The organism is Pseudorhodoferax sp. LjRoot39, from assembly GCF_964253035.1.
GTDB lineage: Bacteria > Pseudomonadota > Gammaproteobacteria > Burkholderiales > Burkholderiaceae_C > Pseudorhodoferax.
This window is the reverse complement of sequence record NZ_CAXUQL020000001.1, coordinates 544,294-567,483: the sequence shown is the minus strand read 5'-3', so window position 1 is coordinate 567,483 and position 23,190 is coordinate 544,294. Positions and strand designations below refer to the sequence as shown.

24 protein-coding genes are annotated in these 23,190 nt (G+C 70.9%); 11 read left to right on the top strand and 13 right to left on the bottom strand.

All coding sequences use genetic code 11. From position 1 onward, the window contains the following. Position 1 precedes the first annotated feature (1 nt). The gene (locus tag ACSQ4M_RS02660; RefSeq protein WP_056655445.1) at positions 2-367 is read right to left on the bottom strand and encodes an STAS domain-containing protein; all 366 of its coding nucleotides are present in this window, start codon (positions 365-367) and stop codon (positions 2-4) included. Positions 368-377: 10 nt separating this feature from the next. Then, a complete protein-coding gene (locus ACSQ4M_RS02655) occupies positions 378-1,280 on the bottom strand; it encodes a protoglobin domain-containing protein (protein ID WP_436188129.1) in 903 nt (300 codons plus the stop codon). A gap of 135 nt (positions 1,281-1,415) precedes the next feature. Here ACSQ4M_RS02655 and ACSQ4M_RS02650 point away from each other — a divergent pair, with 135 nt between their 5' ends. Then, positions 1,416-2,336: a LysR family transcriptional regulator gene (locus tag ACSQ4M_RS02650; RefSeq protein WP_436188128.1), complete on the top strand. Its 921-nt coding sequence runs from the start codon at positions 1,416-1,418 to the stop codon at positions 2,334-2,336. A gap of 13 nt (positions 2,337-2,349) precedes the next feature. On the opposite strand, the gene ACSQ4M_RS02645 is transcribed toward ACSQ4M_RS02650, so the two are convergent. The 9 genes from ACSQ4M_RS02645 to ACSQ4M_RS02605 form a co-directional block, all read right to left on the bottom strand. Beyond that, positions 2,350-3,708 carry a sulfite reductase subunit alpha gene (locus ACSQ4M_RS02645; RefSeq protein ID WP_436188127.1) on the bottom strand — a complete coding sequence of 453 codons (1,359 nt, stop codon included), beginning with the start codon at positions 3,706-3,708 and terminating at the stop codon, positions 2,350-2,352. Beyond that, positions 3,705-4,709, bottom strand: coding sequence for an FAD:protein FMN transferase (locus tag ACSQ4M_RS02640; protein ID WP_436188126.1), 1,005 nt, complete (start codon positions 4,707-4,709; stop codon positions 3,705-3,707). Before ACSQ4M_RS02640 ends, ACSQ4M_RS02645 begins: the two co-directional genes overlap by 4 nt. Next, positions 4,702-5,307 (bottom strand): PepSY-associated TM helix domain-containing protein, encoded by a 606-nt coding sequence (locus ACSQ4M_RS02635; RefSeq protein WP_436188125.1) that lies wholly within the window; start codon positions 5,305-5,307, stop codon positions 4,702-4,704. Before ACSQ4M_RS02635 ends, ACSQ4M_RS02640 begins: the two co-directional genes overlap by 8 nt. A 189-nt stretch (positions 5,308-5,496) precedes the next feature. Then, positions 5,497-6,636 carry a YncE family protein gene (locus tag ACSQ4M_RS02630; RefSeq protein WP_436188124.1) on the bottom strand — a complete coding sequence of 380 codons (1,140 nt, stop codon included), beginning with the start codon at positions 6,634-6,636 and terminating at the stop codon, positions 5,497-5,499. 23 nt (positions 6,637-6,659) lie between these two features. Beyond that, positions 6,660-7,193 carry a DUF2271 domain-containing protein gene (locus tag ACSQ4M_RS02625; protein ID WP_436188123.1) on the bottom strand — a complete coding sequence of 178 codons (534 nt, stop codon included), beginning with the start codon at positions 7,191-7,193 and terminating at the stop codon, positions 6,660-6,662. Positions 7,194-7,203: 10 nt separating this feature from the next. Beyond that, complete coding sequence (locus ACSQ4M_RS02620; protein ID WP_436188122.1) at positions 7,204-7,728, bottom strand: hypothetical protein; 525 nt, start codon at positions 7,726-7,728, stop codon at positions 7,204-7,206. A 25-nt stretch (positions 7,729-7,753) separates the two neighbouring features. Continuing rightward, entirely contained in the window at positions 7,754-10,381 is a 2,628-nt protein-coding gene (locus tag ACSQ4M_RS02615; protein ID WP_436188121.1) for a TonB-dependent receptor, read from the bottom strand. Positions 10,382-10,493: 112 nt separating this feature from the next. Next, the gene (locus ACSQ4M_RS02610) at positions 10,494-11,480 is read right to left on the bottom strand and encodes a FecR domain-containing protein (protein WP_436188120.1); all 987 of its coding nucleotides are present in this window, start codon (positions 11,478-11,480) and stop codon (positions 10,494-10,496) included. A gap of 56 nt (positions 11,481-11,536) precedes the next feature. Then, entirely contained in the window at positions 11,537-12,061 is a 525-nt protein-coding gene (locus tag ACSQ4M_RS02605; RefSeq protein ID WP_436188119.1) for a sigma-70 family RNA polymerase sigma factor, read from the bottom strand. A gap of 169 nt (positions 12,062-12,230) precedes the next feature. Here ACSQ4M_RS02605 and ACSQ4M_RS02600 point away from each other — a divergent pair, with 169 nt between their 5' ends. Continuing rightward, entirely contained in the window at positions 12,231-12,683 is a 453-nt protein-coding gene (locus tag ACSQ4M_RS02600) for a DUF2214 family protein (protein ID WP_145549233.1), read from the top strand. Between the two features lie 46 nt (positions 12,684-12,729). Here ACSQ4M_RS02600 and ACSQ4M_RS02595 read toward each other — a convergent pair whose 3' ends face one another. Together ACSQ4M_RS02595 and ACSQ4M_RS02590 are read right to left on the bottom strand one after the other, a co-directional pair. Beyond that, entirely contained in the window at positions 12,730-13,155 is a 426-nt protein-coding gene (locus ACSQ4M_RS02595) for a PsiF family protein (protein ID WP_436188118.1), read from the bottom strand. Positions 13,156-13,252: 97 nt separating this feature from the next. Further along, positions 13,253-14,158 carry a LysR family transcriptional regulator gene (locus ACSQ4M_RS02590; protein ID WP_436188117.1) on the bottom strand — a complete coding sequence of 302 codons (906 nt, stop codon included), beginning with the start codon at positions 14,156-14,158 and terminating at the stop codon, positions 13,253-13,255. 111 nt (positions 14,159-14,269) lie between these two features. On the opposite strand from ACSQ4M_RS02590, the gene ACSQ4M_RS02585 reads away from it, so the two are divergent. The 9 genes from ACSQ4M_RS02585 (at position 14,270) to ACSQ4M_RS02545 (ending at position 23,058) form a co-directional block, all read left to right on the top strand. After that, complete coding sequence (locus ACSQ4M_RS02585) at positions 14,270-15,226, top strand: Bug family tripartite tricarboxylate transporter substrate binding protein (RefSeq protein WP_436188116.1); 957 nt, start codon at positions 14,270-14,272, stop codon at positions 15,224-15,226. Between the two features lie 5 nt (positions 15,227-15,231). Beyond that, the gene (locus tag ACSQ4M_RS02580; RefSeq protein ID WP_436188115.1) at positions 15,232-16,260 is read left to right on the top strand and encodes a zinc-dependent alcohol dehydrogenase; all 1,029 of its coding nucleotides are present in this window, start codon (positions 15,232-15,234) and stop codon (positions 16,258-16,260) included. Further along, positions 16,253-16,810, top strand: a complete 558-nt coding sequence (locus tag ACSQ4M_RS02575; protein ID WP_436188114.1) for a hypothetical protein — start codon at positions 16,253-16,255, stop codon at positions 16,808-16,810. Before ACSQ4M_RS02580 ends, ACSQ4M_RS02575 begins: the two co-directional genes overlap by 8 nt. 49 nt (positions 16,811-16,859) lie before the next feature. Continuing rightward, the gene (gene argS / locus ACSQ4M_RS02570; RefSeq protein WP_436188113.1) at positions 16,860-18,533 is read left to right on the top strand and encodes an arginine--tRNA ligase; all 1,674 of its coding nucleotides are present in this window, start codon (positions 16,860-16,862) and stop codon (positions 18,531-18,533) included. Positions 18,534-18,591: 58 nt separating this feature from the next. Further along, positions 18,592-19,251: an SPOR domain-containing protein gene (locus ACSQ4M_RS02565; protein ID WP_436193957.1), complete on the top strand. Its 660-nt coding sequence runs from the start codon at positions 18,592-18,594 to the stop codon at positions 19,249-19,251. 65 nt (positions 19,252-19,316) lie between these two features. After that, positions 19,317-19,964 (top strand): thiol:disulfide interchange protein DsbA/DsbL, encoded by a 648-nt coding sequence (locus ACSQ4M_RS02560; RefSeq protein ID WP_436188112.1) that lies wholly within the window; start codon positions 19,317-19,319, stop codon positions 19,962-19,964. A 103-nt stretch (positions 19,965-20,067) separates the two neighbouring features. Further along, on the top strand, positions 20,068-20,682 hold the full coding sequence (gene lptA / locus ACSQ4M_RS02555; RefSeq protein WP_436188111.1) for a lipopolysaccharide transport periplasmic protein LptA: 615 nt from the start codon (positions 20,068-20,070) through the stop codon (positions 20,680-20,682). 1 nt (position 20,683) lies between these two features. Then, positions 20,684-21,460, top strand: a complete 777-nt coding sequence (gene lptB / locus ACSQ4M_RS02550; RefSeq protein ID WP_436188110.1) for an LPS export ABC transporter ATP-binding protein — start codon at positions 20,684-20,686, stop codon at positions 21,458-21,460. 14 nt (positions 21,461-21,474) lie between these two features. Next, positions 21,475-23,058, top strand: a complete 1,584-nt coding sequence (locus ACSQ4M_RS02545) for an RNA polymerase factor sigma-54 (protein ID WP_436188109.1) — start codon at positions 21,475-21,477, stop codon at positions 23,056-23,058. The last annotated feature ends 132 nt before the right edge of the window (positions 23,059-23,190 follow it).

Genomic DNA, 23,190 nt, shown 5'->3' with positions numbered 1-23,190 from the left:
CTCAGTCCCCGGTCTTCAGGGCCAGGCCCTGCGCCACGTCGCAAGCGCCGGGCACGGCCGAGAGGTCGGCGTCCAGCGCCGCCAGCGCGGCCACGGTCCCCGGGCGCATGCCCACCAGCACGGTGCTGGCGCCCAGCAGCTTGAGCATGCTGGCCGTGGTGACGAGGTGGGCGTACTCGTGCTCGTCCAGCGTGACCAGGCCCGACAGGTCGAGCAGCACGCGCGTGGCCCGGCTGTGCACCACGCGGCGCGCCAGGTCTTCGCGCAGCCATTCCAGCAACTGCGGGTGCGGGTCGATCTGCAGCGAGGCGAACACGACCTTGCCGATCATCGAGACCGGGACGCGCGTCTCCTCGACCGGATCCATGGCGGGGCGCTCAGCTGCGCGAGATTTCGGTCACGGTGCGGCCGATGACGCGGAACGCGCGCTCCAGCGCATCGTGCAGCGTGGCCGAGGTGGAGATCTCGCTCACGTCGAAGCCCAGGTTCACCATGGTCTGGGCGATCTCGGGCGAGATGCCCGAGACCAGCGAGGTGCAGCCCATGAGCCCGGTGGACTTGGTGATCTTGATCAGGTGGTTGGCCACGCCCGAATCGACCACGGCCACGCCCGAGATGTCCATGATGAAGACCTTGGCGCGGGTCTGGCTGATGCGCTTGAGCACGGTCAGCATCAGGTCCTGCGCGCGGCGCGAGTCGATGATGCCGACCACGGGCAGCATCAGGATGTCTTCCCAGATCTGCGTGACCGGCGTGGACATCTCCAGCAGCGCCTGGCTCTGCTTGGCGATGCGCTCGTTGATCAGGCGCGAATAGGTGTCGGCCACGATCGTGATGTCGAAGTGCATCAGCTTGGTGAACGCCTGCAGCGCCACCAGGTAGTCGGCGTTGCTGAGCTGGCCGTCGTACAGCGTCTTGGTCAGCAGCACGAACGAGTAGTTCATGGCCGCGAAGTAGCTCGGCAGCGACAGCCCGATGCGCGCGTGCGTGGCGCCCACGTGGCGGCGCTCGGCCACGTAGCGGTCGTCCACCTCGGCGGCGAAGGTACGGCGCCAGTACTGCAGCTGTTCAGCACGCGCGTGGGCCGTGATCTCCGGGCTCGTAAAGACGATCTGGTACTCGGGCAGGTCGGCGATCCAGCGGTAGAAGAGCTCGCCGTACTCGTTGAGCCGGGGCAGCACGCAGGCACCCAGCTTGCGCACCGCCGCGAGGTCTTCGGACACCAGATCGTGCATCTGGAGCAAGCCGTCCACCGTCATGTCGCGAATGTCTGTCTGCACGTTCGGCCTCTGCAGGAATGAAATCGTTGTTGCAGATTAACACATAATTTCAATGGAAATATGTTCGATTTAAGGTGCAAATGATGCGCTGGACGCACGGATTCGGTCGCGCGCAGCGCCTTCGATAATCCCGCGATGGACAGACTGAAACAGCTGGAGTCCTTCGTCTCCGTGGCCACGCGCGGCAGCCTGACGGCGGCGGCCAAGGCCGAGGGCGTGGCACCGGCCGTCATGGGACGCCGGCTCGATGCGCTGGAAGGGCGGCTGGGTGTGCGCCTGCTGGTGCGCACCACGCGGCGCATCACGCTGACCTACGAGGGCACGGCCTTCCTGGAGGATTGCCAGCGCCTGCTGGTCGAACTGGCCAATGCCGAGGCCAGCGTGGGCGCTGGCGGCGTCAAGGCCAGCGGCCACCTGCGCGTGACGGCGCCGGCCGGCTTCGGCCGCCGCCATGTGGCGCCCCTGGTGCCGCGCTTCCACGAGTTGCACCCCGAGGTGACGATCTCGCTGAACCTGAGCGACCGCCTGGTCGACCTGACCGGCGAGAGCTTCGACTGCGCCGTGCGCGTGGGCGACCTGCCCGACTCCTCGCTGGTCAGCCTGCGGCTGGCCGACAACCGGCGCCGCTGCGTGGCGACCCAGGAGTTCCTGCGCCGCCACGGCACGCCGCGCCATCCTTCGGACCTGCCGCGCTTCGCCTGCCTGACCCTGTCCAGCGACGCTTCGCAGACGCGCGGCTGGGCCTTCGCGATGCCAGGCGCGGGCGGCACGCACGAGGTAGTGCACTTGAAGCCCGGCGGCCCGCTGGATTGCTCGGACGGCCAGGTGCTGCACGACTGGTGCCTGGCCGGCTACGGCATCGCCTGGCGCAGCACCTGGGAGGTGGAGGCCGAGATCGCCGCCGGCCTGCTGGTGCCCGTGCTCGACGAGTTCGCCGCGCCGCCCAACGGCATCTACGCGGTGTTCCCGCAGCGCAAGCACCTGCCGCTGCGGGTGCGGTTGTGGCTGGACTTCCTGAAGGCGCAGTACGCGCGGCCCGGGTTCTGGGGCATGTGACGGGGGCGGGGCTTCAGTACACGTCGCGCCGGTAGCGCCCGTCCGCTGCCAGCTGCGCCAGCGCGGCGTCGCCCAGCAGCGCGCGCAGGGCCGCGTCCACGCCCTGCGCCATGCCGTCGCGCTGGCCGCAGACGTAGATGGCCGCGCCGCGCGCCAGCCAGTCGCGCAGCAGGGCGCCGTGCAGGCCCAGCAGCTCCTGCACGTAGCGCGCCGGCGCATCGGCGTCGCGCGAGAAGGCGCGGTCCAGCCGCTGCAGCACGCCGCTGGCCAGCCAGGCCTGCAGTGCCCCATCGCACAGCGCGTCGCAGCGGCGCGTGCGTTCGCCGAACAGCAGCCAGGCCGGGCCGATGATCTGGCTGGCCTGCTGCGCGCTCTCGCGCTCCTTCAGGTGCACGGCCAGGCCGGCCAGGCCCGTGCCGTTGCCGACCAGCACCAGGGGCGTGGCCGCGTCGGGGCCATGGAAGCCGCTGTTGCGGCGGATCTGCACGCGGACCTCGCCGCCGATGGCCAGGCCATGGCCCAGCCAGCCCGAGCCCAGGCCGCGCTGGCCGTCGGCGCGCCGGGCTTCGCGCACGAGCAGCTGGACCTCGCGCTCATGCGGCAGCGAGGCCAGCGTGTAGTCGCGCCAGGCGGCGGGCTGGCCGGGCACGTGGATGCGGGCGATGTCGCCGGCCTGCCAGTGCGGGGCCGGGTCCAGCGGCTGCAGCACGATGCGGTGGATCGGCGCGCCAGGGCTGCCGGGGTTGAGCACGCTGCGCTGCGCAAGCGCCCAGCGCTGGGTGGCCGACGCGGTGGCTGCGGTGTCCGGGCTGCAGCCCGTGAACCGCGCGACGGCCTGCCCCCAGCTGGCCAGCGCGGCAGCGTTGCCGCCATCGGCCTCGACGCGCGCGAAGGCCGGCGTGGCGCCCGCGGCGCGCAGCCAGGCGTCGAGCTCGCGGCCGAAGCGGCAAAAGCCGGCGTAGCTGCTGTCTCCCAGCGCCAGCAGGCCGTACTGCAATCGCTGCAGCCGGCGCGTGCCTTGCATCACGCGCGTGACGAAGGCGCCCGCGTTGTCGGGTGCGTCGCCCGCGCCCGTGGTGCTGGCGATGAACAGCATGCGTTCGGCCGCGGCGAGGTCTTCGGCGCGGATGCGCTGCAGCGGCCGGGCCTGGGCCGGGCAGCCGTGCGCGGCCAGCGTGCGGGCCAGGTCTTCGGCCAGCTGCGCGCCGAAGCCGCTCTGGCTGGCGTAGGCGATCAGCAGTGGCGCCTCGGCCGGCAGGGTTCGTGTGTTGCGCCAGGTGCGCCACTGCTGGCGCAGCGGCAGCACCAGCAGGCCGAGCCAGGCGGTGCAAGCCAGCAAGGCCCAGGCCCAGCGTGCAGTATCAGCGGTCAAGAGCCGCTCTCCAGCATGGCCGCCATGGAGGTGCTCATGTGTTGGTGCAAGCCGTCCTCGGTGCGCAGCGTGACCAGCACGGCCAGGCCTTGCCGCTCGGCCCAGGCCAGCGCATCGGCCGGCGGCAACACGGTCAAGGCCGTGGCCTGCGCGTCGGCCTGCACGGCATCGGCATGCAGCACGGTGACGGCCGTGGTGCCATGCGCCACGGGCCAGCCGGTGCGGCCATCGAGGGTGTGGGTGTAGCGCCGGCCGCCGTGCGCGAAATGCCGGTGGGCGTCGCCCGAGGTGGCCACGGCCATGTCGACCAGCGCGAGCAGGCTGCGCGGACCGCCCTCCAGCGTCACCCACCAGGGCTGCAGGTCGGGCTTGAGGCCGCGCGCCTTGAGCTCGCCACCGATCTCCACGAGGTGGGCGCGCACGCCCTCGCGCTCCAGCCGGGCCGAGACCCGGTCCACGGCCCAGCCCTTGGCGATGCCGCTGAAATCCAGCCGCAGGCCGGCCGGCTTGTGCAGCGTGCGTTGCGCGGCGTCAAGCCGCACGCGCTGCCAGCCGCTGGCCTGCAGCGCGGTGGCGATCTCGTCCTGGGTGGGCAGCGGGGCGTGCGCGGGGCGTGGCCCACCGGGGCCGAAGCCCCACAGGTCCACCAGCGCACCGAGCGTGGGATCGACCGCGCCGCCGCTGGCCTCGGCCCAGGCCAGGCTGTCGGCCACCAGCGCCCAGCAGGCCGGGGAGAAGCGCCAGCGGCCGGCCGGTGCGGCGTTGCAGCGCGCCACCTCGCTGTGCGCGTGCCAGGTGCTGAACAGCGCGATCGCGTGGTCGAGCTCGCGCACGGTGGCGGCGTGCAGCTGCGCGGCGCCCACGCCAGGGGGCGCATAGGCCTGCACCGACCAGTGCGTGCCCATGCTGGTGCCGGCCAGGCGGTGCAAGGGCCAGCCCGGTGCGGGCACGGCTGGCAGGTCTGCATCGGTCTCGGCCGGCACGAAGACGTTCTCAGCCATGCACGAACAGCAGCGCGATCAGCACCGGGGCCAGCAGGCTCAGCCCGGTCAGCGGCCAGGTCGACGGCTGGGCGCGGCCATGCATCCAGAGCAGCGCGAAGCCCGTCAGCGTGAACACGATGCAGCTGGCCGCCATGCAGTCGATGAACCAGAACCAGACCTGGCCCGCGTGGCGGCCCTTGTGCAGGTCGTTGAAGTAGGCCACCCAGCCGCGGCTGGTGACGGTGTAGCTGGCGCTGGCCTTGGCGCGGTCCAGGCGCAGCGTGCCTTCGCCGCCGGGTCGAGGCACGGTGACGAAGACCTCGTCGGCATCGACCTCGGCCGGCAGGCCGGCGATGTCGATGGCGAAGGTGTCGGCCGCCCAGTGCACCAGGGCCGGCGGCACGGGCTGGTCGCCGCCAGCGGGCAGCGCCTGCAGCGCGGCCTGCAGCCGCGCGGGCACGTCGGCCTGGCGCTCCTGTCGGCTGGGGCTGGCCGGCAGGCTGCTGGCGTGGTTGAGCGTGAGGCCCGTCACGGCGAACAGCAGCATGCCGGCCAGGCTCAGCGCGGCCGAGATCCAGTGCCAGCTGTGCAGCTGGCGCAGCCAGAACGCGCGCATGTCAGCTGTCCATGGCGCAGGCGCGCCACCCACACAGCACGAAACCGGGTCGCAAGCCGCTGCTCGACCGGCCGCGCAGCAGGCCATGCCAGCAGACGCCGCGGAACGGGCTTGCCCGGCCGCTGGCGGCGCCCCCTGGAGGGGGGATGGGGCTTCTACACGCAGTGAGAAGTCCAAACGGGGGTGACTTCACAGCTGTATGCGCACCACGCTCTCGTGGCTGCCCTTGGCGTCGTTGCGGCCGTTCTTCACGGTCACGTAGAGCACGTTGTTGCGGCTGTCCAGCGCCAGGCTGTTGGGGTGCGAGGGCAGGGCGATGGTCTGCAGCAGCTTCTGGCTGGCGGTGTCGAACACGCTGACGCTGCCGCCGCCGCGGTTGGTCACGTACAGACGCTGGCGGGGGGCGTCCAGCAGCGGCGCGATCGGGCCCTCGCCGGTGGGCAGGCTGGCCGTGATGCGCGCCGTGGCCGGGTCGAGCACGACGACGCGGTTGCCCGGCGTGGGCACGAAGCCGGGCTCGGCCTTCTGGCGGCGTTCGCTGATGCTGGCCAGGCCCTGGTCGGTGCCGTACAGGCGCCTGGCCTGCGCGTCGTAGGCCAGGTTCAGCACCTGGTCGGCGCCCGGGCTGTGGCTCTTGGCGATGGCCAGGGTGCGCGTGTCGATCTCGACCAGGCCGCCGCGCAGGTTGGAGACGAACAGGCGGTTGCTTGCCGCGTCCAGCGCGATGCCGGTGGCGACCGGGCCCAGGCCCGGAACGACCTTCTCCAGCGCCAGCGTGCGCGTGTTCATCACGTACAGCGCGCTGCCGTCCGAACTCAGGCCCGGCGCGTAGAGGCGGCCGTTGGCCGGATCGAGCACGAGTTCGCGCAAGTGGTGCGCGAACTTCAGCTTGCCGTCCGCGCCCTGGACCTTGTCCATCAGCGCGACGGTCTTGACGACCTGGTTGCTGGCGGTGTCGACCACGGTGACCGAGCCCTCGGTGGTGTTGCCCACGTAGAGCCGGTCGGCGGCGTCGTCCAGCACCACGCCGAAGCCGCGCAGCGGCAGCGCGATCTCGGCCTGCACGGCCAGCGTCCTGGGATCGAGGCGCAGCACCTTGCTCGGGCCGGCGCCGTCGCCGAAGCCGCCCGAGGAGGCCACGAACACGGCGTTCTGGCGCGCCGAGTAGGCCAGCTCGTAGAGCGAGGGCGCGACGGCCGCGCGCTGGATCTGCGCGGCTTGCACGGTTTGGTAGGGCGCGCTCTGCGTGGCGGGCGGTGCCGTGGTGCCGCAGGCCGTCATGGTGGCCGCGGCCAGCACGGCCAGGGAGAAGGAGAGGATGGATTTCATGGCGGATGTTCCTGGTGTGGTGTTCACGGTGCGACGCGCAAATGGACGGGGCCGAGCTCCTTGCTGCCCTGGGCCTCGGCGCTCTGCGCGCCGCCGCCCCAGGCGAAGGGCAGGCGCACGAGTTCGCGCCCACCCTTTTCACGCGCGACTTCGATGGCCAGCTGGTAGTGGCCGGCCGGCAGGCCGGCGAGTGCACCGCTGGCGTCGCTGAACTGCAGGGTGTGGGTGCCGGCCGGGCGCGTGGCGCCGCTGACGCCGTCGGCCGGCAGTGCCAGCTGCTCGCCCGTCACGCGCCACCAGCTGCGCAGGTTGCGCAGCCAGCCACGGCCGCCGTTGTCGCGCAGCCGCGTGTCGTACCAGACGGCCAGCGTGCCGACCACGGCCTTGTCCTCGCCGGCCTCCTCGATCCAGGCGGCCAGGTAGGGCCGGTAGTAGGCGGCGGTGTCGATCGCCGGCAGCGTGAGCTGCAGCGTCAGCGCGCCCGCGACCGCCGGCCCGGTGGCCAGCGTCAGGGCCGTGCCGGCGAGCCAGGCATGGCGTGCTGCGGTGGGTGCCATGGCCGCAGGCTCAGTCGTTGTCAGCGCGTTGCTCGCGCGGGCGCTGCGGGTCGGCCTTGGAGACGACGCCGTCGCCGTTGGTGTCCAGGCCGGTGAAGGTCTTGTCGGCGATCGCCTGGTCTTCGGCCCAGGTGAACTTGCCGTCGCGTGCGCGGTTGACGATGCCGAAGCGGGTGTGCGCCTGCTTGATGTTGTTCTCGTAGGCCGCGTCGGGCTGGCGGCCTTGGTCGAAGTACTGGCGCTTGAGCCGGCCTTCGAACTCGGCCACATATTCGGCCTCGCTCAGCCAGCCGTCGCCGTTGGCGTCGGCGGCCTTGAAGCGTTGCAGTCGGATGGCGTCGAACTCGGCGCGCGTGACCTGGCCGTCGCGGTTGGCGTCGTAGCTGCCCAGGAAGGCGTCCAGGCCATGGCCGCCCGCGGGGCGTGCCGGCTGGTTCCGGGCCGTGGCAGCTGCCTGGGGTGCGCCGCCGGCGCAGGCCGACAGCAGGACGGCGGCGGTCAGGGCCGCGAGCAGGGAGGTGGTGTGCTGGTGCATGGGGGTTCTCGGATGGGTGGGGAAATCAGAAATCCACGTTCAGGCTGACCGCGTAGGTGCGGCCCGGCGCGCTGGACACTTCGATCTGCTGGCGGTCGCGCGGGTTGGCTGGCTGCAGGCTGCGGGTGTTCGAGTACGACCAGTAGCGCTTGTCGGTCAGGTTGAAGATGCCGGCGTGCAGGCGCACGTTCCTGCTCACGCGCCAGTAGCCGGCGATGTCGAAGCGCGCGAAGCCGGGCACCTTGTAGAGCGCTGTCGTGGAATCGGTCAGCTCCTGACCGGGGTTGTTCTGGAAGGACTGGCGGTTGGTGGCGACGGCCTGCTTGCCGCGCACGAAGGTGCCTGTGAGGCTCAGGCCCCAGGCCTTCTGGGCCGCGTCGTAGCCCACACCCACGATGGCCTTGGCCGGCTGCACGGTGTCCAGGTCCACGTCCTCGTCGCCCGCATAGTTCGACTTGGAACTGCCCTTGCTGTAGCCCAGCGCCCAGGTGCTGTACAGGCCGCGCACGGACGGTGCCCAGGTGCCGTGGTCCAGCCGCGCGCTGATCTCGGTGCCGTAGATATGGGCCTCGTCGCGGTTGGCGGCCTGGTACAGGATGGACAGGCTGTCCTGGATGTTGACGAACTTCTCAGGGTTGTTGGCTCTCGTGTAGCGCGTATAGGAGATGAAGTCCTTGTACTTGGTGTAGAAGACCGAGCCGGCGAAGGTGACGCCCGGCACCGGCGAGCCCTTCAACCCGATGTCGAAGGCGTTGCTGGTCTCTTCCTTGAGGTTGCGGTCGCCCAGCAGCGCGTAGCTGCCGCCGCCGCTGTTCCAGTAGCCGAAGATCTCGCTGTTGGTGGGCGCGCGGCCGCTGCGCTTCCATTGCACGTAGGCGGTCAGGTCGGGTCGCACGTCGTACAGCAGTGCCAGACTGGGGCTGACGATGGTGGTCGCCGGCGCCTTGCCATACATCTCTTCCAGCTCTTCCTGTGTGACGCGGTCGTTGTTGAAGCTGCCGGTGTTGCGGATGCTGGGGTCGATGCGGTCCACGCGCAGGCCCGGCACCAGGGCCAGGCGGCGGCCGCCGACCTGGAAGTCAATGGTGTCCTGGACGAAGGCGCCCAGGCGCACGGTGCGCGTGTCGGGGAAGGGCTGGCCAGCCACGCCGATGGAGGCCGTCGGCTCGGTGGTGAACGGGTGCTCGTTCTCGTTGACCGCGTAGTTCACCCCGAACTTGAGCGCGTGGTTGCCGATGCGCTTGTCGGCCACGCTGGAGAAGCCGATCTGGTGCGTGGTGTTCTGCGAGGTCTCGCGGACCAGCGCGCCGGTGGCCCGCGTCACCGTGTCGGTCACGTCGTCCATGTCGGTGTTCTGCACGTACAGCCGGGTGTCGAGCCGGTCGACCAGGCCACCCGCGCCGGGTGTCCAGAGGTGGGAGACGGACACGGTGTCGCGCCGGGTGCGGGCGTCCTGCACCGACCTGCCGGTGATGGCCGTGCCGTTGGCGTCCCAGCTGTCGAAGGTGGAGTCGTTCTGCCGGCGGTACAGGTCGGCCGACAGTTCCAGCCGGTGCTCGGGGTTCAGGCGCAGCTGGCCCTTGAGCAGCAGCGCGTCGGAATGCCAGTCCTGCGGCGCCACCCGGACGAGGTCGGTGGTGGGATGGTTCTCGGCCTGCTTGCCGTCGCGCCGCGAGTAGGCCAGCAGCACGCCCAGGTTGCCGCTCTGGCCGGCCAGGGTCACGCCCTCGGCCCAGGAACGGTCGACCTCGCTGTAGCCGATGCGCGCGCCGGCGTAGAACGGCTTGTCGGCGTGGACGTAGTCCTCGGGCGACTTGCTGCGAAAGCTCACGGCGCCGCCGATGCCACCGGCGGAGCGCTGCGCGTTGGTGGTGCCCGACTGGATGTCGACCGACGAGTACAGGTAGGGGTCGATGAAGTCGCGCCCCATGCCAAAGGTGCCGTCTTCCGAGCGGGCGGTCAGCGGTGCGCGGCTGATGGCATCGGGCATCTCGATGCCGTCCACGTCCAGGCCGACGCGGTTGCCCTCGACGCCGCGGATGTTGTAGTTGGTGGTGCCGCTGCGGTCGTAGCGGCTGGCGCCGCGTGTGGCGCCCTGCACGGTGCTGGGCACGTCCACGAGCGGCTGGTAGCGGACCACGTCGGCGATGCTGGCCGCGCCGGTGCGCTGCATGTCTTCCTCGGTCAGGATGGTGCGGGTGCCGGCCTCCTGGCGCACGGCCTCGGCCGTGACCTTGACCTCGGGCAGCGCGGTGCCGGTGGCGGACGTCGCCGCTGCCGGCGCTGCGGCGCTGCCGGCCTGGCGCAGCACCCAGACGCCGCGGTTGCGTTCCTGCACTTCCAGACCGCTGCCGGCCAGCAGGCGGGCGAAGCCCTCGCGCACGCCGAAGCGGCCGTCCAGGCCAGGGCTGCGGCGGCCGGCCACCAGCGTGGCGTCCAGCTGCACCGACACGCCCGCAGTCGCGGCGAACTGGGTCAGCGCGTCGCCGAGCGGGCCGGCCGGCACGCTGTAGGCGGCAAGCGCGGTGGTGTTCTGGGCGTGGGCGGCGGGCAGGCCGGCGGTGGCCAGGGCCATGGCCAGCAGGGCCTGGCGGGCGGCCTGCGCGAGCGGGGAGGCCGGGGGGCGCGCGGGGGCGCGAAGATGTCGGTGCATGCGGGCTTTCCTTTGAACGGCGTGCGTGGCTGGCTCCGCACGGCGCGGGAAAGCTGGCTTTGGATGTCATGACACGCGAGAACGCAAAAAGGGCCACCGCGTGCAAAAAGATTCAGCCGCTCGGCGGCACCAGTGGGGCGGAAATCGCGACCCACCAGCGCGTGCGCCAGACCACGCGCACGGGCAGCGTGTGCGGCAGCGCGGCGAGGATGGCGTCGGTGTCGTCCAGGCGGAACACGCCGCTGATGCGCAGCGCGGCCACCTCTGGCGCACAGCGCAGCAGGCCGGGCCGGTAGCGGCCGAGTTCTGCCGCGAAGTCCGCCAGCCGCTGGTCGCGGGCGAACAGCAGGCCGCGCGTCCAGGCGGCCGGCTGCGGGTCGGCCGGCCGCAGCGGCTGCACGCTGGTGGCATCGAAGCGCAACTGCTGGCCGGCCTGGACCAGGGTGGGCGGCAGGCCAGGCGCCTGGGCGGCCTGCACTTCGACGGCGCTCTGCTGCACGGCCACCAGCGTGCCGGCTTCGTCATCGCGCTGGCGCACGACGAAGCGCGTGCCCAGCGCAAGGATGCGGCCGTGGCGCGTGTCGACGACGAAGGGGCGCTGCTGCGCATCGTGCGCGGTCTCGATCTGCACCTCGCCCTGGCGCAGCAGCACACGGCGCAGGCCGTTCTGGAAGTCGAGCGCGATGGCGCTGGCGGTGTCCAGGTGCAGGCGTGTGCCGTCGGGCAGCACGGTGCGGCGGCGCTCGCCGGTGGCGGTGCGTTGCGCGGTCGTCCAGCCCGCGGTCTCGGGGCTGGCGCTGCGCCAGGCCAGGTAGCCGGCGGGCACGGCGGGCGCCAGTGCGGCCAGGCTGCGCAGCGCGGTGCGGCGCCCGCTTTGGCGGCTCGGGCGGTCCAGCACCTGCAGGCCCACGGCGGGCGGCAGCGTGCCGAGCGCGGCCTGCAGCCGCTCGGCGCGCTGCCAGGCGAGCTCGTGCAGCGGATCGGCGCGGCGCCACTGCGCGCAGGCCTCGCGCTGGGCGGCCGTGGCCTCGCCCGCATGCAGGCAGGCCAGCCACTGCGCCGCGATGCGCAGCACGGCGCGTGGCAGTGGCGTGGTCACGCAGGGGCTTTCGGCTTCGCCTGCGGGGCGCGCACCGTGGGGTAGCCCGGTGGTGCTCAGGCCACCTGCATCAGGCATTCTTCGAAGGCCTGCGCCATGTGGCGCTTGACGGTGCGCAGCGCGATGCCCATGCGCTCGGCGATCTGGGCGTAGCTGAGGCCCTCGAGTTGCGCCAGCAGGAACACCGTGCGTGTCCTGGGCGGCAGCGCATCGAGCAGCGCGTCGACCTCGTTCAGCGTCTGCAGGATGCTCAGCCGCTCCTCGGGCGAGGCGGCGAAGACCGCGGGCTGCGTGGCCAGCGCCGCCAGCCAGGCCTGCTCCAGCGACAGGCGGCGGTAGTGGTTGAGCAGCACCCGGCCCGCCACCGTGGTCAGGTAGGCGCGCGGCTCGCGCAGCGCGTGGAGCGCCAGTTCCTGGGCGCGGCTGGCCGTGAGGATGCGCACGAAAGTGTCCTGCGCGAGGTCGGCCGCGTGGTGGGCATCGCCCAGCTTGCGCCGCAGCCAGCCGTGCAACCAGCCATGGTGCTCGCTGTACAGCGTGTGGATCGATTGCTGGTGGAGGCAGGGCTGGGCCGCGGACACGAAGGCTCCGTTCGGCGAGGCACGGTGCGCCTCGCATCTAAACAAGAATTGTTCGCATCTTACACCGGTAACAACGGCGCCGGACGGGCTGCGTGGGTTGTGCGGGGTGAGTCTGCCGGGCGGCTGCGACAATGTTGTCGCCGTCGTACAACGAATCCGGGCCGCGCCGATGATCCTCGAAACCGTTCTCGCCTATGTGCACTGGGTCGCCATCTTCACGATGGTGGTGTTTCTGTCCAGCGAGGCCGCACTGTGCCGCGTGGAGTGGATGAACGCGCGCGTGGTGGAGCGGCTGGCGCGGGTGGACATGCTCTACGGCATCGCCTCGGTGGCGGTGCTGCTGACGGGTTTGGCGCGCACCCTGTGGGGGGTGAAGGGCATGGGCTGGTACTGGTCCAATCCGCTGCTGCATGCCAAGGTCACGCTGTTCGTGGTGATCGGCCTGATGTCGATCAAACCCACGCTGACCTACCTGCGCTGGCGCCGCCAGCTGCGCGCCACGGGCGCCCTGCCGTCCGACGAGGAGGTGCGCCGCACGCGCAAGACGGTGATGGTGCAGGCGCACCTGATTCCGCTGGTGGCGCTGCTGGCGGTGTTCTTCGCGCGCGGCTTCGGCAAGTAGACGTGAAGACGGCCCCGTGAGGGGCCGCTGTGGTGCGGGGCCGGAATCAGGCCTTGTTGCAGTCCGACAGGTACTTGTTGCGCTCCTCGCCCTTGAGGCCCTTCGCGGCTGCCTCCTTGCTGCAGGCGCCGAGCTTGGAGCCCGGCTTGTCGGGCGTGGCGGCGGCCGTCACGCCCTTGTTGCAATCGGACAGGTACTTGTTGCGCTCGTCGCCCTTGAGGCCCTTGGCGGCGGCTTCCTTGCTGCAGGCGCCCAGCTTGGAGCCGCTCTTGGCCTCGGCGGCCGGCGCGGCCATCACGCCCTTGTTGCAGTCCGACAGGTACTTGTTGCGTTCGTCGCCCTTGAGGCCCTTGGCGGCGGCCTCCTTGCTGCAGGCGCCGAGCTTGGAGCCGGGCTTGGCGTCGTCGGCGGCATGGGCGCTGCCCAGCGACAGCGCGAACGCCGCGGCCAGGATGAAAGAAGCGGTTTTCAACATGGAATGTCCTTCGAATGCGTTGAACAGAGGCTGGCCCGGCACAGGAGCCGGCCAGACTCTAACGCCGCCATGCGCGTGCGGATGACCCGGTTTTTCACAGTTCTGTTGCCATACGTTGCGCCATCTGCGCAAAGATGGCCCGCACCGCCGGGTCCAGCCACTGCGGCACGGCGCGCGCATCGCCCTTGCGCCGCAGCAGCGCGAGCACCTGGTCCTGCGCCGGGCTGCGGATGCGCCGGAACGCCACGCCCGTGCGCCCCAGCAGCACGGCCGATTGCGGCACCAGCGCATGACCCAGGCCGGCTGCCACGAGGTCGAGCACGCCGTGCACGGTGCTGGCCTCGTAGCGGATGCGCGGACTGAAGCCGGCGCGCGCGCACAGGTGGATGGACTGGTCGAAGTAGGCCGGCCCGCGGTGCCGCGTGAAGGCGACGAAGTCCTGCTCCGCCAGCACGCGCAGGTCGATGGCGCCGCGTGGCGCGGGCGATTCAACGGCCGGTGAGACCAGGCAGAACGGGTCGTCCATCTGCGCCGGCGCCACCACGCGCGGATGCCGTGCCGGGCTGCGTGCGATGCCGGCGTCCAGGTGGCCGGCGACCAGGGCCTCGGTCTGCGCGCTGCTGATCATTTCGCGCAGCTCGATGCGCAGCGCCGGGTGCGCGGCGCGCAGCTGGCGCACCAGCGCGGGCAGCACGGTGCTGCTGGCCGAAGGCACGTAGCCCAGCGCCAGCACGCCGCTGGTGCCATCGCCCTGCAGCCGGTCCTTGAGGTGGCCGGCGCGGTCGAGCAGCGCACGCGCCTCGGGCATCAGCGCCTCGCCCGCAGCCGTCAGCCGCACGCCCTTGGGGTGGCGCACGAACAGCGGCTGGCCCATCTCTTCTTCGAGCTGGCGGATCTGCACCGACAGCGGCGGCTGCGCGATGAACAGCTTCTCGGCCGCACGGCTCAGGCTGCCGGTCTCGGCCACGGCGATGAAGTAGCGCAGATGCCGCAATTCCATGGATGCAACCTATACCTCGTGGATATGGCAACCATACCCGAACGGTGTTTGGAATATTGCAGCGGCCTGCCGAGAATCCGGCCCGCAATCCCTTCTTTCGGAGACAAGCCCATGAAGAAATTTCTCGCCCTCGTGATTGGCGGCCTGGCCCTGGCCGCCACGGCACAGGACTGGCCGACCAAACCCGTCAAGCTGGTCGTGCCCGCGCCGGCCGGCAGCTCGCTGGACTTCATCGCCCGCACGCTGGGCGAGAAGCTGCGCGAGCGCTGGAAGCAGCCCGTGGTGGTGGACAACAAGGCCGGTGCCGGTGGCATGCTGGGCATGGCCGTGGTGGCCAAGGCACCGGCCGACGGCACGACGCTTGGCATCGGCTTCAACGGGCCGATTGCGTTCGGGCCGTACATGGTCAAGAAGATGAGCTACGACCCGGCCAAGGATCTGCTGCCCATCGTGCTGACCTCCTCGCAGCCCAATGTGCTGGCCGTGCCGTCGAACAACCCCGCCAAGAGCCTGCCCGAGTACGTGGCCTGGGCCAAACAGCAGAACGGCAAGGTCAGCTACGCCTCGGTCGGCGCCGGCAGCTCCTCGCACCTGACCATGGAGCTGTTCCGCAGCACGGCCGGCTTCGAGGCCACGCACGTGCCGTTCGCGGGCTCGCCGCCGGCCGGCCTGTCGCTGGCCTCGGGCGAGACGCATGGGCTGTTCACTGTGGCGCCGGCCCTGCTGCCGCTGATCCAGAGCGGCCGCATCCGGCTGCTGGCCGCCACCAGCCTGCATCGCATGGATGGCATGGCCGATGTGCCGACGGTGGCCGAGCAGGGCTACCCGGGCTTCGAGGCGCTGGCCTGGAACGGGCTGTTCGCGCCCGCCGGCACGCCGCCCGAGGTCGTGGCCCGCATCAACGCCGATGTGAATGCCGTGATGCAGGATGCCGGCGTGCGCGAGGCCTTCGCCAAGCAGGGCCTGGTCATCGGCGGCGGCACGGCCGACAGCTTCAAGACCTTCATCGCGGCCGAGGGCAGGAAGTGGGGCGCGATCATCCAGAAGGTCGGCATCACCGTCGATTGAGCGCCATGCTTGCATTGCAGAAAACCAGCCCGGCGGCCGGGCTCGAACTGGTCGAGGTCCCCGTGCCCGAGCTTGGGCCCGACGAGGTGCTGGTGCGCGTGCGCGCCACGGGCATCTGCGGCAGTGACCTGCATGTGGACGACTGGACGCCGAGCTACGCCTTCATCGCGCCCAGCATCCCCGTCACCATCGGCCACGAGTTCGTGGGCGTGGCGCAGAACGGCCCGCTGGCCGGGCGCCGCGTGGTGGTGCGGCCTTCGGTCACCTGCGGCGTCTGCGCCGCCTGCACGGACGGCCGTCACGACGCCTGCGAGCGCCGCCGCGGCATCGGCATGACGCGCGACGGTGCCTTCGCGCCCTGGGTGCGCGTGCCGCAGCGCAACTGCGTGCCCGTGCCCGACAGCCTCAACGATGAAATGGCCGCGCTGACCGAGCCGCTGACCATCTCCATGCAGGCGCTGCGCACCGCGGGCGACGTGGCCGGCCTGCGCGTGCTGGTCATGGGCCCCGGCACCATCGGCCAGGGCATTGCGGCGCTGGCCCGGCGTGCGGGCGCCAGCCAGGTCGTGGTCAGCGGTTATGACGACGCGGCCCGCTTCGACGCGCTGCGTGCCATGGGCTTCGAGGCGCTGGTCGATGTGAAGACCCAGTCGCTGGCCGAGGGCACGCGGCCCTACACGGGTGGCGCACCCTTCGACCTCGTGTTCGAGGCCACCGGCGTGCCCGAGACCATCACCGAGGCGCTGGCGCTGCTGCGCCGCAATGGCACCGTGGTCGTCACTGGCATCCACGCCCGGCCGCTCACGCTGGACCTCACGCCGCTGGTGCGCAACCAGCAGCAGCTGCGCGGCTCGTTCCGCCCGCCCGAGTCCGATTGGCCGCTGGCACTCGCGCTGATGGGCGAGATGGACGCCGTGCTGCGCCCCATGGTCAGCCATGTGCTGCCGCTGGCCCGGGCGCACGAGGGCTTCGCGCTGGCCCATGGCAAGCAGGCCAGCAAGGTGTTGCTGTGCCCGGAGGCGGGCGATGCCTGAAGCGACGGCGCTGCTGGCGCTCTGGAACGGCGTGGACCCCGCGCACGAGGCCGAATACAACCGCTGGCATGCCCAGGAGCATGTGCCCGAGCGCCTCACGGTGCCGGGCATGCAGTGGGCGCGGCGCTACGCCGCCCTATGGCCGCAACCCGGCCCGCGCTACCTCACGCTGTACGGCCTGCGCGATGCCCGGGTGCTGGAAGAAGACGCCTACCAGCGCCTGCTGCGCGAACCCACGCCCTGGAGCGCGCGCATGCGTCCCGTCCTGTGCGACCTCTCGCGCTGGGTCTGCACGCTGGCGTCGCCGCACGCCGGTCCGCAGGGCGGGTGGTTGCAGGTGCAGACCGCACGCGCCGCAGAACCGGCCAGCCAGCATGCCGACTTGCTGGCCGAGCGCCTGCCGGATGCGGCACCGCTGCCCTGGCTGCAAGGCGGCCAGACGCTGGCGGTGGAGGGCCGCTGGCTGGTCGCCCGCGGCCTGGCGCAGCCGCCGGCCAGCCCCGTGCCGGACACCCTGGCCTACGCCGCACTGCCGGTGGGCGCGCCCTGAGCCCGATGTGTAACCGGTCGGCGCGATGGCGCCACCTAAAATCCCGCGGATGTTCTCCGTCAAACAAGAATTGCTGGCCGCGCTGGGCGCCGCGCTGGAGCAGGTTTCCCCCGGCGCCGGCGCCCGCGCGGCCTTCGAAACGCCCAAGGTCGCCGCCCACGGCGACCTGGCCTGCACCGCGGCCATGCAGCTGGCCAAGCCGCTCAAGCTCAACCCGCGCCAGCTCGGCGAGCAGTTGCGCACCGCGCTGCTGGCGCAGCCGGCCGTGGCGCAATGGGTCGCGGCCATCGACATCGCCGGTCCTGGCTTCCTGAACCTCAAGCTCAAGCCCGAGGCCAGGCAGCAGGTGGTGCGCGAGGTGCTGGCCCAGGGCGAGCGCTTCGGCATGCAGCCGGCCAACGGCCGCAAGGTGCTGGTGGAGTTCGTCTCTGCCAACCCGACCGGCCCGCTGCACGTGGGCCACGGCCGCCAGGCGGCGCTGGGCGACGCGATCTGCAACCTGTACCAGTCGCAGGGCTGGGACGTGTGGCGCGAGTTCTACTACAACGACGCCGGCGTGCAGATCGCCACGCTGACCAACTCCACGCAGCTGCGCGCCAGGGGCGTCAAGCCCGGCGATGCCGGCTGGCCCGAGGCCGCCTACAACGGCGACTACATCGGCGACATCGCCACCGACTTCCTCGCGAAGAAGACCGTCAAGGCCGACGACCGCGAAGTGACCGCCAGCGGCGACGTGGACGACCTCGATTCGGTGCGCGAATTCGCGGTGGCCTACCTGCGCCGCGAGCAGGACCTGGACCTCAAGGCCTTCCAGGTGCGCTTCGACAATTTCTACCTGGAGTCCAGCCTGTACACCTCGGGCCGCGTCGATGCCGCCGTGGCGCGCATGCAGGCCTCCGGCAAGACCTACGAGCAGGACGGCGCGCTGTGGCTCAAGTCCACCGACTACGGCGACGACAAGGACCGCGTGATGCGCAAGTCCGAGGGCGGCTACACCTACTTCGTGCCCGACGTGGCCTACCACATCGCCAAGTGGGAGCGCGGCTTCACCAAGGTCGTCAACATCCAGGGAACGGACCACCACGGCACCATCGCCCGCGTGCGCGCCGGCCTGCAGGCGGCCAATGTCGGCATCCCCGAGGGCTACCCCGACTACGTGCTGCACACCATGGTGCGCGTCATGCGCGGCGGCCAGGAGGTCAAGATCTCCAAGCGCGCCGGCAGCTACGTGACGCTGCGCGACCTGATCGAGTGGACCAGCAAGGACGCCGTGCGCTTCTTCCTGCTGAGCCGCAAGCCGGACACCGAGTACGTGTTCGACGTCGACCTGGCCATCGCCCAGAGCAACGACAACCCGGTCTACTACGTGCAGTACGCCCATGCGCGCATCTGCTCGGTGCTGGCGGCCTGGGGCGGCGACCGCGCCAGCCTGGCCGGTGCCGACCTGTCGGCGCTGCAGAGCCCGCAGGCCGATGCGCTGATGCAGCTGCTGGCCAGGTACCCCGACATGCTGACCAGCGCGGCGACGGATTTCGCGCCGCACGACGTGAGCTTCTACCTGCGCGAGCTGGCCTCCTGCTACCACAGCTACTACGACGCCGAGCGCATCCTGGTCGACGAGCCGGCCGTGCGCACCGCGCGTGTGGCGCTGGTCGCGGCCACGGCGCAGGTGCTGCACAACGGCCTGGCGCAACTGGGCGTGAGCGCGCCCGAGAAGATGTGACACCCCGATGACGCAAGCACAACAACGCAAGCGGCCGGCGGCCAAGTCCGGCGCCAAGGTGGGGCGGGGACAGACCGGCGGCACCATCATCGGCTTCATCGCCGGCGTGGTCGTGGGCCTGGTGGCGGCGCTGGCCATGGCGGTCTACGTGACCAAGGTGCCGGTGCCCTTCATGAGCGGCAAGACCCCGTCGGGCCGGCCGGTCGACGACGACGCCGAGACGCGCAAGAACCAGAACTGGGACCCGAACGCGCCGCTGCACGGTCGCAATCCGGCACGCCCGGCGGCACCCGCGTCCGTGCCCGCAGCCACGCCGGTGCCGCCGCCCGCGGTGGCCACGCCGGCCCCCGCTCCCGCACCACGCGTGGACAGTGCGCCTGCCACGGCGCGGCCTGCCGCGCCCTCGGCCGATCCACTCGGCGACCTGGCGCGCGCCCGCGCGGGCGGCACGCCCGCGCCCGCCGCGGCCCCGGCGGCAGACCCGTTCGACTACTTCGTCCAGGCCGGTGCCTTCCGCACGGCCGACGATGCCGAAGCCCAGCGCGCGCGCCTGGCCATGATGGGCCTGGAAGCCCGGGTGACCGAGCGCGAGCAGGCCGGGCGCACCGTCTACCGCGTGCGCATGGGCCCCTACCGTTCCCGCGAGGAAGCCGAACGCACCAAGGCGCGGCTGGACGGCACGGGTGCCGATTCGGCCCTGGTGCGCGTGCAGCGCTGAAGCCCCTTGCGGATTGAAACTTTTTGCGACCGATGCCGGTCACACCGGCCCTAGGAGTGAAACCAATGAAACGTCGTGAGTTCTCGAAAGCCGGCCTGGCCGTGTCCGCACTGGGCCTGACCCAGGCCCCCGCCGTGTGGGCGCAAGCCAAGGCCGGCACCGACTACCTGGTGCTGGACAAGCCAGCCGGCACCGAAGCCCCGGCAGGCAAGATCGAGGTGGTCGAGTTCTTCTGGTACGCCTGCCCGCACTGCAACGCCTTCGAGCCGGCGCTGGAGTCCTGGGTCAAGCAACTGCCCAAGGACGTGGCCTTCCGCCGCGCGCCCGTGGCCTTCCGCAACGACTTCGTGCCGCTGCAAAAGCTCTATTACGCGCTGGAAGCACTGGGCAAGGTCGACGACCTGCACCGCAAGGCCTTCTACGCCATCCACGTGGACAAGCAGCGCCTGAACACCGACGACACCGTGATCGCCTGGGCTGCCAGCCAGGGCCTGGACAAGGCCAAGTTCACCGAGGTCTACAACTCGTTCAACGTCGCCACCAAGGTGCGCAAGGCCACCCAGCTGCAGGACGCCTACAAGCTGGCCGGCGTGCCCGCCATCGGCATCAACGGCCGCTACTACACCGACGGCACGCTGGCGCAGAACATGAACCGCGCCCTCACGGTCACGGACCAACTGATCGTCGAGCAGCGCGGCAAGGCCAAGTCGTAGACTGCGGCGATATTGCACTGCACAATGGCCCGCATCAGCGGGCCATGTCGTTTTTGCATTCGCTCACGCCCGCTACAATGGCCGAGCAAGATTCGTGCCTTTCATGAAACCCACCACCGCCTCCTTCCTCGTCAGCCTGGCCCTTGCCCTGTCTTCCGGACTGGCGCTGGCCGAACGTGCCGACCGCGACAAGCCCATGAACGTCGAGGCCGATGCCATGCGCTACGACGACCTCAAGCAGGTCAATGTGTTCACGGGCCGCGTGGTCGTGACCAAGGGCACGATCCTGGCGCGCGGCGCGCGCGTGGAGGTGCGCAAGGACGCCCAGGGCTACCAGTTCGCCACCATCACCGCGGCGCCGGGCGAGCTGGCCTACTACCGCGAAAAGCGCGAAGGTGTGGACGAGTATGTCGAGGGCCAGGGCGAGGTGATCGACTACGACGGCAAGGCCGACAAGGTCATCTTCACCCGCCGCGCCGTGATGCGCCGCTTCGTCGGCAGCACCATGAACGACGAGGTGACGGGCAACGTCATCGTCTACAACAACGTGACCGAGGTCTTCACCGTCGATGCGGCCAAGCCCGGCAGCACCAACCCCGACGCACGCGTGCGCGCCATGCTGTCGCCGGCGCCATCGGCCAGCGCGCCCAAGGCCCCGGCACAGCCGAGCGCGCCGCTCAAGCCCAGCACCCGGCTCGGCAGCACGGAGAAGAACTGAGGTGGGGGCCGCGGACAGTGCTTTCGGCGAGGTGGGTGGCAGCCGCCTGGTGGCGCGCCAGCTGGAGAAATCGTACGGCAGCCGCAAGGTGGTGCACGACGTCTCGCTGACCGTCAACAAGGGTGAGGTCGTGGGCCTGCTGGGCCCCAATGGCGCGGGCAAGACCACCTCCTTCTACATGATCGTGGGCCTGGTGCGGGCCGATGGCGGCCACATCGCCATCGACGGCCAGTCGGTCGAGCACATGCCGATCCACCGGCGTTCCAGCCTGGGCCTGTCCTACCTGCCGCAGGAGGCCTCGATCTTCCGCAAGCTGACGGTCGAGGAGAACGTGCGCGCCGTGCTGGAACTGCAGCGCACGCCCGAGGGCAAGACGCTCACCCGCAAGGAGATCGAAGCGCGCCTGACCGGCCTCTTGCAGGACCTGCGCGTGGACCACCTGCGCGACTCCTCGGCGCTGTCGCTGTCCGGCGGTGAGCGCCGGCGCGTGGAGATCGCGCGCGCGCTGGCCACGCAGCCGCGCTTCATCCTGCTGGACGAGCCCTTCGCCGGCATCGACCCGATCGCCGTGATCGAGATCCAGCGCATCGTGAGCTTCCTCAAGGGCCGTGGCATCGGCGTGCTGATCACCGACCACAACGTGCGCGAGACGCTGGGCATCTGCGACCACGCCTACATCATCAGTGAAGGCCGGGTGCTGGCCAAGGGCACGCCCGCGGAGATCGTCGACAACGCCGAAGTGCGCCGGGTCTACCTCGGCGAGCACTTCCGGATGTAAGGCCCCCCGCCCCGATGAAGCAAGGCCTTTCGCTCCGCGTCTCCCAGCACCTGGCACTGACCCCGCAGCTGCAGCAGTCGATCCGGCTGCTGCAGCTGTCCACGCTGGAGCTGTCGCAGGAGGTCGAGCAGATGCTCGACGAGAACCCGTTCCTGGAGCAATCCATGGACGAGGCGCCGGGCGAGGACTTCGGCCTGGCCCAGGCCGACACCCCGGTGCGCGAGGAAGACCGCGACACCGAGGCCGTGCTGTCCAGCGGGTTGGACTACGCCACCGAGGCGCCGGCCGAGAACCGCAACGAATCCGAATCGCCGCTGACCGGACAGGCCGACGAGCACGATTGGGGCGGCGATGGCACCCACGACGTGGCGCCCGACGACGGCGAGTGGGGCGGTGATGCGCTGCCGCGCAACGGCGCCACGCAGGGCGAGGACGGCGAGGCCGATGCCACCGAGCTGGCGCGCAGCCAGGAGTCGCTCACCAGCTTCCTGCACCGCCAGGCGTTGTCGCTGCGCCTGTCCGAGGAGGACACGGCCGCGCTGCGCTTCCTGATCGAGTCGCTCAACGAGGACGGCTACCTCGAAGACAGCCTGGAAGAGCTCGCCGCCGGTTTCGCCGGCGACGACCCCGAGGCGCACGAGGAACTCGTGCACCGCTTCACCGTGGCCCTGCGCCTGCTGCAGAACCTGGAGCCGCCCGGCGTGGGCGCGCGCAACCTGGGCGAATGCCTGGCGCTGCAGATCCGCGCCCTGCCCGAGGACGAGGTGCCGCCCCCGCTGCGGCGCACGGCGCTGCGCATGTGCCGCCAGTCCATGGACCTGCTGGCGCGGCGCGACCTGCGCCGCCTGGCCAACCTGTGCGGCGACAACGAAGCCGGCATCAAGGCCGCGCTGGCGCTGATCACGCGGCTGGAGCCCAAGCCCGGCCGCAAGTTCGTCGACGTGGAGCGCAATGTCATCGTGCCCGACGTCATCGTCGTCAAGAGCGGCCGCGGCGCCAACGTGCGCTTCCGTGCCCAGCTCAACGCCGACGTGATGCCGCGCCTGCGCGTGCACGACATCTACGCCAACGCGCTCAAACAGCACCGCGGCGGCGGCCGCGAGGCCTCCGACACCGCCGCGCTGCAGCAGCGCCTGCAGGAGGCGCGCTGGTTCATCAAGAACATCCAGCAGCGCTTCGACACCATCCTGCGCGTGTCCAACGCCATCGTCGAGCGGCAGAAGAACTTCTTCACGCACGGTGCGCTGGCCATGCGCCCGCTGGTGCTGCGCGAGATTGCCGACGAGCTGGGCCTGCACGAATCCACCATCAGCCGCGTGACCACGGCCAAGTACATGGCCACGCCCTTCGGCACCTTCGAGCTCAAGTACTTCTTCGGTTCCTCGCTGGGCACCGAGACCGGCGGCAACGCCTCGAGCACGGCCGTGCGCGCACTGATCAAGCAGTTCGTCACGGCCGAGGACAGCAAGAAGCCGCTGTCGGACAGCCAGCTCTCCGAGATGCTCAAGGAGCAGGGCATCGAGTGCGCACGCCGCACCGTCGCCAAGTACCGCGAAGCCCTGCGCATCGCCCCCACCAACCTGCGCAAAGCGCTGTGATGAGTCCACCCCGTTTGGATGGCTCACTGCGTGTAGCCATCCCATCCCCCTCCAGGGGCGCCGCCAGCGGCCGGGCAGAGCCCGTTCCGCGGCGTCTGCTGGCATGGCCTGCTCCGCGGCCTTCTGAACCGC